Source organism: Pseudomonas sp. RV120224-01b, assembly GCF_003208145.1.
GTDB lineage: Bacteria > Pseudomonadota > Gammaproteobacteria > Pseudomonadales > Pseudomonadaceae > Aquipseudomonas > Aquipseudomonas monteilii.
Genome location: NZ_QKMQ01000001.1, coordinates 577,317 through 590,643, shown reverse-complemented (window position 1 = coordinate 590,643; position 13,327 = coordinate 577,317). Strand labels below are relative to the sequence as shown.

Genomic DNA, 13,327 nt, shown 5'->3' with positions numbered 1-13,327 from the left:
AACGCTCGCAAACCTCGCCCGGATGAAACAGTCCAGCCGGCGTTAAATCGAGCTGTAGCGACATGATTACGGCCTGGCGACTATCGTGTTGCAGGAGGGCTACAGGATGAAGGTCACTGATGCGCGCCGTATGACTCAAGCTGTACACAACCAGCTTATTGCATTCGAAGCTACCGCCAGGCTTGGAAGCTTCAGGTCCGCAGCCGACGAACTCTTCGTTACGCAGGGCGCAGTTGCGCAGCAAGTTCGCGTCATGGAAGAAAAACTGGGTATGAAGTTGTTTACCCGCCTGCCCCGTGGCCTGGCCCCAACTGCGGTGGCACAGGACTACGTCAATCGCGTTCGCCTGGCCATGGGAATCATCGAAGAGGCTACGCGGGCCCTGCTACACACCGAGAGCGAAAAAGACCCCTACCGACTCACACTCAGCACGACGGCAGCATTCGCCAGTCGCTGGTTACTACCGCGCCTTGCGCGACTGACTGCACAGCATCCACGAATATCCATCATGATAGATGCAACCGATGTCACTCGACCGCTGAAAGGTCCGGGCAGCGTCGATATGGCGATCCGATGGGGCGCGCCACCTTTCCTCGACACCGCTGCACGTTTCTTGCTGCCGGGGCGCAGCATTGCGGTGTGCTCTCCCACCTTGAGTGGATACGGCGGTTGGCAGCGTCCTCGGGATGTACTGGACGTACCGCTGATTTCAGACACGCATAATAACTGGACACGTTGGTTTGACGCCTACGGGTTGCCGGGTGCCCGTTTCTCGGGGCCGTCCTTCTCGCAGGCCAACCTGGCGCTTGACGCGGCTGAACAAGGGATGGGGATTGCGTTGATTCCTGAACCGCTGGCGATTCCCTCACTTAAGACAGGCGCGCTGACAAGGGCATTTGCTGGCGCTTACCCGCTGGAAACCGAACACGGTTTTTATGTGGTGACGGCTGAGCCCATCCCGCCCGACTCTGCCCTGGCAACTGTCGTGACCTGGTTGCTCAGCGAAGTCGACGTATGCACCGGGTTGAAATGAACGGCGCTGAGCGCAAGGCCCAGCGCCACTAGAAAACCGTCAGATCACGGCCCGCTCGATTACACGCTCACCCTTGGCAAAGCGGGCGTAAAGAAACGGCGACAGGTCAAGTGAGCGAAACTCCCCGTAGATAATCTGCTCCGCGATCCCGCGCCCAACAGCCGGCCCCTGTTGCGAACCATGGCCGGAAGATCCATTGCTGAAGTGGAAGTTAGACACCACATCATGAGGGCCGATCACGACGTTGTAGTCGAACGTGTTGAAGTCGTAATGGCCGATCCAGCTGTCGATCACCTCCACATCGCCAAACTGCGGAATACGGTGGGACAGTATGGGGTGAATCTTCTTCTCCCAAATACCCGCCTCAGCGGTGAAATCATCGTAATCGACGGTCTCATCCTCGCCCAATGGCGGGCAGCCAACCAGGTAATCATCGCCAAATTGGCGGAAGTGGACCCCAGTAGGGTCGATGGTGAGTGGCAGGTCACGATCCAGCGGGTGTTTTGCACGGAAGATGTAGGTATATCGCCGTTTAGGCTGGATATCGAGCTCAAGGTCAGCCATGGCGGCGATTTGACCCGCACGGGTTCCCGCCGCATTGACGATATGGCCTGCCTTGATGACCTCGCCTGATGCCAGCGTGACATGAGTTACCTTATTGCCTGTACGGCCAATGGCAACCACCTTGTTGCGGATATAATCCACGCCACGTTCAATCGACTTCTTGATCAACCACTCCACCATCAGAGGTGCGTTGTAGTAGCCCTCGTCCTGCGTGTTCAGGCTACCCGCTTCAATATCGTCCAGCCGATAGAACGGATATTCAGCAGCGATCGCCTTTCGATCCACCATACGCGTACCGGCACCACTCTCCGCTTGAACTTTCTGATCCCGTTCGAGCACGGATGTGAGATCGGTATTATCGGAAAGGTAGAGATAGCCGAAATTGCGGATCGGGAGATCTGGTATTGCGGGATCTCCACCCAGGTTTTGACGGAATGACTTCACAAATTCGGCGGCAAACTGGCCGATTCTGACATTGATAGGGTTCGCAAACTGCTGCCGCATGCAGTTGTTCGATGCGCCGGTCTGTGACTTGGCGAATGTGGTGTCTGGTTCGACAACCAGAACTTTACCCTTGAAGTCGGGGTTCGACACCAGAAACCAGGCAGTGCATGCCCCCATGGTGGCGCCGCCGATAATGACGACATCATAAGCACCCTGCTTCGGGGTAGTCTCGGTCTGCGGAATGTTTATCTGCCAGGAAGCGTCTTTTGACGATGAGTTTTGCTGGTAGGCCATGTTTTTTCTCAGCGGGTTAGTGGTTTCCGCTGTTATGAAGCCAGATTAAATTGCCTCGCACTAACCAGAAATATTAAGCCCAGCCAGTAGCGATACTACAGGCTGAGGGCGCTCAAAAAAAAGCCAGCACATGCCTCTGGACGGTCAGTCTGTTACAGGCATTACCCCGGCAGCCAAACAACAAGGGAAGTACATCGCCAACGACATTGGCCGACGCTTGAAGGGCAAGCCCGCTGACGCGCCCTTCACCTATAGGCATCGGGGGAACCTGGCCACCTTCGGTCGCAGGGGCTATCGTTGTCTGTCTGGGCAACGACTACCGACCGAGGGCGGTGCCATGAACACCAGTGATCTACTCGAACAGTTGCTTCGCGCCGGGCAACGCTCGCAAACACAACAAGGCAGCGGCGGCCTGTCGTCGCAAGACGGCCTGGGCGGCTTGCTGGGTGGGCTGCTTGGCGGCGGCAGTGCAACGGGTGGCCTGGGTGGTTTACTGGGTGGACTGTTGGGCGGTGCTGGCGGCTCGGCCCAAGGGCGCTCAACGGGCGGCACGAACTACGCTGCCCTGGCATCGTTGGGCATGATGGCATTCCAGGCCTATCAAAGCTGGCAGCGCAGCCAGGCGGCGGCACCGCAACAGGCCTTACGCACAGTCGATCAATTGTCCGGCCCCGAGGCCGAAGATCACAGCCATGCTGTGTTGCGCGCACTGATCGCGGCAGCCAAGGCGGACGGTCGCATCGACCAGCAAGAAGAACAGTTGATCTACGCCGAAATCAAACGTCACACCAAAGACCCGCAACTCCAGCAATGGCTGGATGAGGAAGTCAGCAAACCACTCGACGCTGCCGAGGTGGCACAGTCGGCCCAGGACCCGGCCATGGCCGCGGAAATGTACCTGGCCAGCGTGATGCTGGTGGATGATCAGCAGCCCGGCGAGCGGGCCTACCTGGACGAACTGGCCAGCGCACTGCAACTCGATCCGGCATTGCAGGTGCACCTGGAGCAACAGGCCAAGGGTAGCCAGTAACTACCCGCCACTTCCCCTACTTGCTGGCAATCGACTGATTCGCCAGCGGGCAGCTCTGGGCGTTAAGAAAACGCGATGTTTTCAGCCAGTCCTGCTGCGGGTAATAGGCGAACACATAGCTACCGCGTTGCAGCGTCTCGATCAGCTTGCCGGCAATGGCCGGCCGAACAGCCGGGCACCCCTGGCTGCGCCCCAAACGACCGAGGCCGGGCACCACCTTGGGGTCGGCATACGCGGCGGCGTGCATCACAATCGCCCGCGACATGCTGTTGTCATTGAACCCCGGCTCCAGCCCCTGCAGGCGAAGCGCGCGGCCGTGCTTGCCACTGTAGGTCTGGCCGGTCTCATACAGGCCGATAGACGACTGGTAGCTGTTAGGCGCGTTGGAAAACGCAGTCGGTACATCGGCGCCGCTGTTCTTGCCATGGGCGACCCATTCCTCGAACAACAGCTTCCTGGCACGCAGGTCGAACACCCACAAGCGTTTGTCACGCGAGGCCTTGGAGTAGTCGATCACCGTCAGCAACTTGTCCGCGTCGCTGTGGCTGGCGCATGCGTAGGCGGTGAGTGCCAGGGCCAGGGTCGACAGGCTGGCGCTCGGGGCCAACTGCTGCAGCTCGGCGGCACTCGGCAGCGGTTGCGCGTGGGCGGCTTGCCAGGCGCTGAGGAAAAACAGGCCAATACTGGCCAACGAGAGCCGCGCGGCTCCCCGCAATGGTTTGAAGATCGACATGGATTACCTTGATGAAAACGTGGCCGTTGTTGCCTTGATTGCAGCCAAAAGCGGCTACTTTGCTTGATTCCTGCGGCATTGCCGATCATTTCTTGACCAATGGTTTAACGTCTTCACTGCCTTCGGTGCTGATTACCGTGAATTGTCCATTGCTGCGGGTATCCCGGGTGGATGCCCAGTCGGTGATCACCAGCATCGTGCCAACGTCCATCGCCGCCCGCAAATGGCGGCGGAATTCCGGGCTGATGCTCAATTGGCCCAATTGTTCATAAGGCGTGTTCCCGTACTCCGGGTTGCTCAGGCCCACCACCGACCAATGCAAGGGTAGCGCGCCATCGAGTGCCGGGGCGGATGGCTTTTGCAGCAGGGAATACACCGCCATGCCGCTGCGATGCTGGCTGCTTTCAAGCGAAAGTGCCGGTGCCGAGCCGACCAGCTGGCCACCGCGAAACACGTAGGCGCGCAAGTCGGCGCGGCTGATCAGGATCGACAGCGGCCCTGCCGTCGGGTCGGGGTCGTTCCAGAACTGTTGATTGCTCAAGACCAACGGGCCTTGGGCTTTGCCCTCGCTGACCGTGGGCGCCAGCACCCCGGGGTGGTAGACCTCCACCGGTGCACTGTGGGTGTCGGAAACGATGACCGTGGTCGAACTGAAGCCGGTCACTTCGTACAGCTTTTTGGCAAAGTCCATGGGCAGCCGCACGCAACCATGCGAGGCGGGATACCCCGGCAGGTGGCCAGCGTGCAGGGCAATGCCGTCCCAGGTCAGGCGCTCCATATAAGGCATCGGCGCGCTGTTGTAGAGGCTGGATTTATGCTCGACCTTTTTCTGCAGAATGCTGAATACCCCGGTGGGGGTTTCCCGGCCTGGCTTGCCGCTGCTCACGGTGCTGACGCCGATGGCGATGCCATTGCGGTACACATAGGCACGTTGCTCGGTGAGGCTGACCACCACAGTCACCGGCCCCACCGGCGAGACCTGCGGGTACCAGAGAAACTGCCCAGGCTTGAGGCTGTCGAGTTGGCTCTTGAGTTGGGCCGGGGTCGGGACCTGCAGGGGGGCCGCTTCGACCAAGGCGACGGCCAGTAACAGACCCAGTCCGAGCGGTACATGCAACATCGAATAGCCCCCGTTAGAACCCTGCCCCCAGCTTAGTCGGAACATTCCCCGCAAAGCCAGCCATTCACTGCGTCAACCTGCGCGGGTGGTAACAACTGCGCACACAAATGTGCACGAACTTCCCACTCCAAATGCCCGATCCGTCGCGGCAAAAGGCAGCAAAACGGCGCGAAAACGGCAAATCCCATGAAACCTTCGGGTTGGTACGAATCTTGTTTGTATACAAGTCCAACAATAAAAGTACACAACCATCATGGAGTTCCGATGGCGTCGATTTCTCGTTCCGATGTTGGCCACCTTGACGCGCTACCCGTCGAAACGGCCGAGCCCGTTCAGCTGGCATTGAGCCCGCGCCTGTACAGCGCCGACCTCGCGCCAACCCGCGCGGCAAATCGCACCTGGGGGCGCTACAGCCTGTTTGCACTGTGGACCAACGATGTGCACAACATCGCCAACTATTCCTTCGCCATCGGCCTGTTCGCCCTGGGCATGAGCGGCGCGCAAATCCTTGGCGCCTTCGCCCTCGGCGCGCTGGTGATTTACGGCCTGATGAACCTGTCTGGCTACATGGGCCAGAAAACCGGCCTGCCCTACCCCGTCCTGTGCCGGATCAGCTTCGGCATCCACGGAGCACAGATCCCGGCCCTGATCCGCGCGGTGATCGCCATTGCCTGGTTCGGCATCCAGACGTACCTCGCCTCGGTCGTGCTGCGCGTGCTGCTCACCGCCATCATGCCAGACCTCAAGGCCTACGATCAGAACGCAATCCTTGGCCTGTCGACACTGGGTTGGGTCACCTTCCTGGGCATCTGGTGCGTGCAGGTGGCGATCTTCGCCTACGGCATGGAGATGGTACGCCGCTTCGAGTCCATCACCGGGCCGATCATCCTGGTCGCATTCGCCTGCCTGGCGGGCTGGATGTACTGGCGCAGTGGCTTGTCGATTGCCTGGTCCAGCGGCAACGCCCCGACTGGCTCGACCATGTGGCTGAAAGTGCTAGGCGCCGCCGCCCTGTGGGTCTCGCTGTACGGCACCATGATCCTCAACTTCTGCGACTTCACCCGCAACTGCCCAGACCGGCGCACCATCAGCGTGGGCAACTTCTGGGGCCTGCCCGTGAACATGCTCGGCTTTGCGCTGATTGCCGTGGTGCTCGCCGGTGCGCAGTTCAGCATCGACGGCAAGCTGGTGCAGGGCCCCACCGAAATCGTCGCCGCCATCCCCAGCACCGCCGGTTTGGTGCTGGCCTGCCTGGCCTTCCTGATCGTCACCGTGGCGGTGAACATCATGGCCAATTTCGTCGCCCCGGCCTACGTGCTCGCCAACCTGGCCCCGAACCTGCTGAACTTCCGCCGCGCGGGCCTGCTCAGCGCCGGCATCGCGGTGGTGATCCTGCCTTGGCACCTGTACAACAGCCCGTCCGTGATCGTGTATTTCCTCGGCGGCCTGGGCGCCCTGCTCGGCCCGCTGTACGGCATCATCGTCACCGACTACTACCTGGTGCGTCGCAGCCGGGTGAACCTGCCGCAGCTGTACAGCGAAAGCACCGAGGCCGCCTACCACTACAAGGGCGGGGTCAACCTGCGCGCCGTAGCGGCGTTCATCCCCGCTGCGCTGATCGCCATCGTGCTGGCGCTGGTGCCAGCGTTCGACACGCTGTCGCAGTTCTCGTGGTTCTTCGGCGCCGGTTTGGGCGGGTTGATTCATTACGCCATTGCCGATCGCAGTGCCAGGCATGCCGACGTTTCCGGTGAAAGCATCGCGGTGGATAGCGCGCAGCACTGAAAAGCGGCCAACAGGCCGCCCTGGCCAGTCGACGGATCAAGCCGGGGCAGTTACGCTGGCGCTTTCCACCTGCACGGAAGCGCCAGTGAAAGAGGCCTATCAAGGAAGCTGCCTGTGCGCAGCGGTCAGTTACCTGCTACTTACCCCACCCAAGGCAGTAAGCCATTGCCACTGCAGCCAGTGCCGCAAAAGCCACGGGGCCGCCTTCGCCTCATACGGCAGCGTTCCACGCAGCGGGCTGCGAATACTGCGCGGCGCTGCCAGCCTCAAGGCCTTTGCCTCCTCACCCACCGTAGTGCGCGAATTTTGCGCCGAGTGCGGCTCTAGCCTGTTCTGGTCACGTTCCCAGGGTGAGTTTGCCGATTGGGTTTCGATCGCGCTGGGCACGCTTGATACACCGTTTCTGCCCAAAAAGCAGAAACACCTTCATGTCGACTCTGCTGCCCCCTGGTACACAGCCTGTAGTGCTGACTGAAACCCACGGCTGCACTGCCAGGGCGGTGCCAAAAGCGCGATGGCAATTGCCCGTGTGCGTGCAACTTTGGCGATTGAGCCCGGTCTGTATAGTCCCGCTGGGCACCCAGCACCCCATGCGGATACCCATGGACCGGCGTCTTCATGATGCCTCTTGATCACAACCAAACCGATAAGGAAATCTCATGCGTACATTCAAATACGTGCTCGCGGCGTTGCCATTCTTTGTTCTGGCCGGCTGCGGCAACGACGCCCTGGAAGGGACTTACGAAGCGACCACCACTGTAATGGGTTTCAAAAGCCCCAAGCAGAAATGGGAGTTCTCCAAGGACTACATCATCGCCAACGGCAGCAAGGTCAAGGTTGAAGAGTGGGAGCGCAAGGACGATGTGGTCATTGCGCGCAACAAGGACGGGCTTGCACTGATCAACGTGCGCGTACTGGACGGCGGCAAGCGTCTGGAGGCCGTTGGCGGCAGTGACATGGCCAAGAACGAGTTCGTGCGAGTGGATTGACCCACCTGTCAGCCAGCGCTCCAGGGGCCGCGTTGCGGCCCAACTTGCCTAACGGGTGGGCATTGCGTTAAACCCGCGAACACGGGCGCCCTCCACGGCATGGTCAAACGTATTCCCGATTGAGCAATCACGGCTAGGCACCTCGATGCCTGAACAACGGATGCTAGCGCTCACCGCACCTTCCGGAGATTCCGTTCGTTGACTGACTCACAGCACAACCCGACCTACGCAAAACGGTTCGAAGCCGTGCTTGCCTATATCGACAGCCACCTTGAAGGCGACCTGTCGGTGAATGCCCTGAGCCGCATCGCCAACTTCTCGGCGTTTCACTTTCATCGGCAATTCACAGCATACATGGGCGTTCCGGTTACACGGTATGTGCAACTGATGAGGCTTCGACGTGCGGCGCATCAACTGGTCGCCTCGCCCACAACGCCCGTACTGGAAGCCGCATACGGCGCCGGCTTCGAAAGCCCCGAAGCCTTTTCCAGGGCGTTCAAGCGTGCCTTCGGCATGGCGCCGAGCGTTTTTGCCAAGGCGCCGAACTGGCAGGCCTGGAGTGCGGTGTTCGTTGTGCCTCACTTAACCAGGAGTATCACCATGCAGATCCGTATCGTGGATTTCGCCGAAACCCGCGTGGCCGCGCTTGAACACCGAGGGGCGCCAAGCCTGGTCGGCGAAAGCGTTGCGCGCTTTCGCCAATGGCGCATGCACAGCGGCCAGTCGCCCGTGGCGACCAGCCGCACCTTCGGCATCCCCTACGACAACCCCGACACCACCCCGGCCCACGCCTTCCGCTTTGCCGTTTGTGGCGAGCTGGACGAGGCCGTAAAGCCCAATGATTTCGGCGTGCACGAACGGGTCATCCCGGCGGGGCGTTGTGCCGTGATTCGGCATACCGGCTCGCCTGACTACATTGGTGAGACCATTTATCCGCTTTATCGGGACTGGTTGCCTTCGAGTCATGAAGAGCTGCGGGATCATCCGTTGTTCTTTCAGTACCTGAGTGTGTATCCGGAAACGCCGCTGGAGCAGTGGGAGACGGATGTGTATGTGCCGTTGAAGTAGCTGGGGGGTTGGTCGTGAGCACGGGCATGCGGTGTTAACCAACGCTGCGTGCCCGCGTTGCACCAGAATCGCCGATGAAGCCAGCTTTTCTTGCTGGGGCATTCCTTGCCTGCTTGTGAATGTATTCGTTAATCGAACATACGCCACAGTCAAAACCAGTGAAGTCAAGGACCTCACTCACCTTTACCGGCATGCTCAGCTCCAACGGGGCGGTTGGGACATGAGTTTCTGTAGGCACTTGTTATCCTTTAACGCATTCTGCTCCAGTGCATGCTCGAAGCGATTGAAGGCTTCGTCACTGAGAACGAACAACGGGCGGTTCATGATCACCTCCTCCGCTCGCCTGCAGGCAGCATCCAGCATGAAGCTGGCTCTGTCCGTTCCCAGCAGCTCTACTGCCGCATCGATCAGGCTGCACTTCCAGGCATCCACCCGCATAAGGATAGGTGCGGGATTCTCACGCTCGTTGGTTTGAACCGACATGACAATTTCTCCTTGGCGTTGGGGCGATTTCCACACAGCGACGGCAGCACATGTAGCTCTCGCCTACACGCGTGAAACAATTTGACTTACACACGTATGGTAGCCGTGAAGGCGAGCGCTCTACCGCTTCCTGTCGGATACCAAGCTGCCTTGGTAAACTAGCTGATAGCCCAGGCAAGCGCGGATCGTTTTTGTTGCCAGCATTTGCTGAAGCACCTTCGACGATCTGCCAATACGCCCCAAAATCCCAGAGCTCGGTACCGAAAACGTTGAACGATATGACTACTAATCCAGGCTCTAGCCCAGAAACCACGCGCCCTGAGCCGTCACGCCGCTTCAGCGTTGCCCCCATGATGGATTGGGCATAGTCTTCTGATAACCCCCTATTTACATGACCTACGGCTAATCAAGAGTTAAATCGTACCAATTTTGTACCAAGCACCTCGTACACGGAGAAGGTCAGCGATACGAAAATGTTGCTACAAAGGCTCCGACTCGATTGACTATCAGCGCTCGACATGATGGCATTTAGCAACTGCTTCTCCTGCCCTACGGTGAGTAAATGGAACCCAAAATAAACCACCATCTCCACTATCGCTATATCATCATATTGCTGCTTTCATTTTCAGTCTTCTTGATGACAAATAATTGGACTGCGAGTAAAGACTTCACTCAATATTTGAGCAATGCTGCGACCATGACATCGCTGCTGCTGGGCGTAGTGGCAATTTTCTACTCCTTCATTTCCAACAACAGTATGTCTAACAGCCTTGGTAGCATTAGTGAAATATCAAAAGACGTCAACAAAGTAGGATCTCAAATCGCAGAGTATCAAGAGATTTCAGGTGGTCTCATCGACGAGGGAAAAAAAAGCACTCAAGCTTTTGAGGAGGCATCACAAGAGATCAAAGATAACCTCCAGAATTTTCATTACTTACTTCAAGCAATGGATGACAAAACCCTGGCAATGCGAGACTTCATGGAGCGCATCCCAAGTCAAATTGTTCAGCTTGAAGAGAAATTCAACAAGTTCGCAGACAACCACCAAAAACAAAAAGAAGTAACCACAACAATAAGAAGCGATAAAACCTGGGATCTAGAAACATTCATAGAGCGATCCGGAGCGCTAGAAAACCTAATAACTTATGCATGCCTCATTCATGCCAATAAGCATCATGTAATGGATGTGGACAAAATATGTGAAGTAATGGACTTAGGATCCGCACAGATCTTAAACTCCTTCATCCGATGCCTAGATTCTGCAGATCTGCTTACACTCGAAAGTATTCCAAAGCGAGAGCGAGCCTACCTCGTCACCATAGACCCACAACTTGACGTTGACAACTATGAAATATTGATGACTCAAGACTTTAATGAAGCTTACACTTCCACACGCAGAAACAAACTTAACATCGCGCTTGAAAGACTCAAGAAATACGTAGCTGCGCTCGACAATCCAAGCCTAAATTCGGATCAGGAAACTGGCAGTAACCAAGAAGAGGAAGATGCATCTTAAGTTCATCAGAACTTAATGGCGCGGTGATCGCAGCAGTTAATGAACACACACCAATTGTACTGCAATAAGATCAAGAAAAGGCGCCCAAACCCCGCAGTAACAGGGCTTGGGCGCCTTTTTTCGTACTGGCATACACATGTGCATTGTTATAGATTGGCGTTGAATGGCGCATGGCTTGCCCCTTTCTTGCTCCAAGGATAGACCTAAGCTCGCGCACGGAGGCCGAGCCTTGAACTGATTCTGCCTATACAGGTGATAGCGATTTGAACCCGCCCAACCTTCTCAGTAGGCCGCTCAAGGCCAGGAAACCTGGCTATTCTGACGTCAGCGGACGGCCTAGATAGGCCCAAGGCGCACTAGAATTTGCCCTAAAAATCTGAGACCTGGAACATTGCCATGAATGAAAAAGCCTCTATCACAGCCGAAACTCTAGAGCTTTTGCTCCTGAACCAGATCGCCATCAGAGCGGCAGTGGAAGAGCTTTCACTATGGATAAGTCATCGTGGATCTCTCCACATCCATAATAACGTCATGGAGGCTCTAGCGACCCTCGATAGGCATGCTGAGGCGATCTCAGCCGGCATAGAATGCTTGCGAGAGTGAGCCTTCACGGAGTTGCGCCGGAGGCTAATTTATCCATAGTGTCGCTATGATGGAGTCGGCACGCTCCCTGACTTGACTAGAACCCAGTGCAGGGACACTCCCTCTGTACCATTTTTTTTGACTCCTCAAACACGACTCCAGCTACAACCTAGATGTGGCTGTTGCTAGGAACCGATCCTCCTCGCTATGCTCGCAGCTCGCACTCACTACGCCAGGAATCGATATGAAATATATCCCCCCATCCATCAAGGAAAAAGCGTTTAATTGCCCGCATTGCAGAGTGTTAACTGTCCAAACATGGGGGTATCTCTACTACAAAGATCGACCTAATGAGCACCCACTTCCGGGCTACATTGGCCCTGGAGGAGCCTCAGAACGAGACTTTTTCAAGGAAATCGAAGACCCTCAAATGAGAAATTCGCTAATTGAATGGGCGAACAATATGGGCCGCGGGCTTCCTTTCCTCGAAAAACTAACAGAAAGGGTTTACCCGACACATTCACTTTGGAACTTAAGCACCTCAACTTGCTTTAACTGCAACGAGATTTCCATTTGGATACAAGACAAGCTTGTACATCCCGTCACAGGAAGCGCCCCTCCTGTTAACCCCGATATGCCAGCAGACATTCGGAGAGACTATGAGGAAGCTAGTTCAATACTTGATCTATCGCCACGTGGCGCAGCAGCGCTCCTACGGCTTTGTATCCAAAAAATCTGCAAGAAACTAGGACAACCAGGCGAGAATATCAATAAAGATATAGGTTCCTTAGTGGCAGCAGGGCTTGACCAACGAATTCAACAAGCGCTCGATGTAGTACGAGTCATTGGCAACAATGCGGTACATCCCGGTCAAATTGACTTCAAAGATGATAGATCCACCGCAGAAACCTTGTTCAAACTATTAAATATTATTGTCGAAAAACTTATCTCAGAACCTAAACACGTTGCAGAGCTCTATGGCTCCCTGCCAGAGACCGTAAGGAACGCCATTGAGAATCGTGACAAACCGAAATCCTGACGACTGAGAAAACAAGCCCAATTATGCGGCAACACAAGAAAAACAGCGCTCAATTCCAACGACATCAGAATTGAGCGCCTATTGCATTCTGTCTTTTATGGATGCTTGGTGTCCAAGCACGACTATATAACTCAGAAATACTGATGCCCGAAATCATCAGGGGCCATAGCTTTCAGAGCCGCATGAGTTGTCCAAATATGCGCAGGCCAATTCCTTTTACGAGTAGCATAGTTTCGCTTTAGCATGCGCGCAACGTCTATAATTGTACAGTCAGTTAGACCTAAGCCCATTCTAATACTGCCCTGGTATTCTCGACATAATTTAGGAAGAGACGCCAACTCTTCGTAAATTGGCTCGGAATTTCCATTCGGAATTATGGAAAATGGGTTATCTACAGTAAAAGCGCCCTCGACCATTTCCTTAAAGCGCTCAGCTATCTCTTGCTGCAAATTATGATCCTTAATATCAACGATATAATTTGCAAGCTCATAAAGCACACTTAGCGGACAAAAAACATCATACCCGTTTTGAATGGCCTCTTGAAATAATTTCCGGGCTTCTTCTGTTCGACAAGGTTGGGAGTCGAGAGAAACACCAAAAAGCTCCAACATGTAGCTAGTATCTAAAATAATAATTTTCGCCACACC

13 protein-coding genes are annotated in these 13,327 nt (G+C 56.1%); 8 read left to right on the top strand and 5 right to left on the bottom strand.

From position 1 onward, the window contains the following. The first annotated feature begins 106 nt into the window (after positions 1-106). Positions 107-1,033, top strand: coding sequence for a LysR substrate-binding domain-containing protein (locus N436_RS02770; protein WP_105945197.1), 927 nt, complete (start codon positions 107-109; stop codon positions 1,031-1,033). 39 nt (positions 1,034-1,072) lie between these two features. Here the strand turns inward: N436_RS02770 and N436_RS02765 are convergent, their stop codons facing one another. Next, positions 1,073-2,335 (bottom strand): FAD-binding oxidoreductase, encoded by a 1,263-nt coding sequence (locus N436_RS02765; protein WP_105945198.1) that lies wholly within the window; start codon positions 2,333-2,335, stop codon positions 1,073-1,075. 337 nt (positions 2,336-2,672) lie between these two features. On the opposite strand from N436_RS02765, the gene N436_RS02760 reads away from it, so the two are divergent. Further along, positions 2,673-3,365: a tellurite resistance TerB family protein gene (locus N436_RS02760; protein ID WP_105945199.1), complete on the top strand. Its 693-nt coding sequence runs from the start codon at positions 2,673-2,675 to the stop codon at positions 3,363-3,365. Between the two features lie 16 nt (positions 3,366-3,381). Here the strand turns inward: N436_RS02760 and N436_RS02755 are convergent, their stop codons facing one another. Beyond that, positions 3,382-4,098 (bottom strand): murein L,D-transpeptidase catalytic domain family protein, encoded by a 717-nt coding sequence (locus tag N436_RS02755; RefSeq protein WP_105945200.1) that lies wholly within the window; start codon positions 4,096-4,098, stop codon positions 3,382-3,384. A gap of 85 nt (positions 4,099-4,183) precedes the next feature. Further along, entirely contained in the window at positions 4,184-5,218 is a 1,035-nt protein-coding gene (locus N436_RS02750; RefSeq protein WP_105945201.1) for a L,D-transpeptidase, read from the bottom strand. 264 nt (positions 5,219-5,482) lie between these two features. On the opposite strand from N436_RS02750, the gene N436_RS02745 reads away from it, so the two are divergent. From N436_RS02745 to N436_RS02730, 4 genes are all read left to right on the top strand, one after another. Beyond that, complete coding sequence (locus N436_RS02745) at positions 5,483-7,003, top strand: NCS1 family nucleobase:cation symporter-1 (RefSeq protein WP_110740371.1); 1,521 nt, start codon at positions 5,483-5,485, stop codon at positions 7,001-7,003. Positions 7,004-7,088: 85 nt separating this feature from the next. Continuing rightward, positions 7,089-7,478 carry a GFA family protein gene (locus tag N436_RS02740; protein WP_081735858.1) on the top strand — a complete coding sequence of 130 codons (390 nt, stop codon included), beginning with the start codon at positions 7,089-7,091 and terminating at the stop codon, positions 7,476-7,478. Between the two features lie 184 nt (positions 7,479-7,662). Next, positions 7,663-7,992 carry a hypothetical protein gene (locus tag N436_RS02735; RefSeq protein WP_105945204.1) on the top strand — a complete coding sequence of 110 codons (330 nt, stop codon included), beginning with the start codon at positions 7,663-7,665 and terminating at the stop codon, positions 7,990-7,992. A gap of 198 nt (positions 7,993-8,190) precedes the next feature. Continuing rightward, a complete protein-coding gene (locus tag N436_RS02730) occupies positions 8,191-9,060 on the top strand; it encodes a GyrI-like domain-containing protein (RefSeq protein WP_105945205.1) in 870 nt (289 codons plus the stop codon). Positions 9,061-9,255: 195 nt separating this feature from the next. Here N436_RS02730 and N436_RS02725 read toward each other — a convergent pair whose 3' ends face one another. Beyond that, the gene (locus N436_RS02725) at positions 9,256-9,543 is read right to left on the bottom strand and encodes a DUF1778 domain-containing protein (RefSeq protein ID WP_110740370.1); all 288 of its coding nucleotides are present in this window, start codon (positions 9,541-9,543) and stop codon (positions 9,256-9,258) included. A gap of 562 nt (positions 9,544-10,105) precedes the next feature. Here N436_RS02725 and N436_RS02720 point away from each other — a divergent pair. Then, on the top strand, positions 10,106-11,059 hold the full coding sequence (locus N436_RS02720; protein WP_110740369.1) for a hypothetical protein: 954 nt from the start codon (positions 10,106-10,108) through the stop codon (positions 11,057-11,059). An 826-nt stretch (positions 11,060-11,885) separates the two neighbouring features. Continuing rightward, the gene (locus N436_RS28660; RefSeq protein WP_256589875.1) at positions 11,886-12,680 is read left to right on the top strand and encodes a DUF4145 domain-containing protein; all 795 of its coding nucleotides are present in this window, start codon (positions 11,886-11,888) and stop codon (positions 12,678-12,680) included. A gap of 131 nt (positions 12,681-12,811) precedes the next feature. Here N436_RS28660 and N436_RS28360 read toward each other — a convergent pair whose 3' ends face one another. Then, complete coding sequence (locus tag N436_RS28360) at positions 12,812-13,324, bottom strand: hypothetical protein (protein WP_146232407.1); 513 nt, start codon at positions 13,322-13,324, stop codon at positions 12,812-12,814. Between the last annotated feature and the right edge of the window lie 3 nt (positions 13,325-13,327).

What these genes read in the sequence shown, in the direction of transcription:
- N436_RS02770 (WP_105945197.1), top strand. Translation starts at nt 107, where the DNA reads ATGAAGGTCACTGATGCGCGCCGTATGACTCAAGCTGTACACAACCAG.
- N436_RS02725 (WP_110740370.1), bottom strand. Translation starts at nt 9,543, where the DNA reads ATGTCGGTTCAAACCAACGAGCGTGAGAATCCCGCACCTATCCTTATG.
- N436_RS02765 (WP_105945198.1), bottom strand. Translation starts at nt 2,335, where the DNA reads ATGGCCTACCAGCAAAACTCATCGTCAAAAGACGCTTCCTGGCAGATA.
- N436_RS02750 (WP_105945201.1), bottom strand. Translation starts at nt 5,218, where the DNA reads ATGTTGCATGTACCGCTCGGACTGGGTCTGTTACTGGCCGTCGCCTTG.
- N436_RS02735 (WP_105945204.1), top strand. Translation starts at nt 7,663, where the DNA reads ATGCGTACATTCAAATACGTGCTCGCGGCGTTGCCATTCTTTGTTCTG.
- N436_RS28660 (WP_256589875.1), top strand. Translation starts at nt 11,886, where the DNA reads ATGAAATATATCCCCCCATCCATCAAGGAAAAAGCGTTTAATTGCCCG.
- N436_RS02755 (WP_105945200.1), bottom strand. Translation starts at nt 4,098, where the DNA reads ATGTCGATCTTCAAACCATTGCGGGGAGCCGCGCGGCTCTCGTTGGCC.
- N436_RS02745 (WP_110740371.1), top strand. Translation starts at nt 5,483, where the DNA reads ATGGCGTCGATTTCTCGTTCCGATGTTGGCCACCTTGACGCGCTACCC.
- N436_RS02760 (WP_105945199.1), top strand. Translation starts at nt 2,673, where the DNA reads ATGAACACCAGTGATCTACTCGAACAGTTGCTTCGCGCCGGGCAACGC.
- N436_RS02720 (WP_110740369.1), top strand. Translation starts at nt 10,106, where the DNA reads ATGGAACCCAAAATAAACCACCATCTCCACTATCGCTATATCATCATA.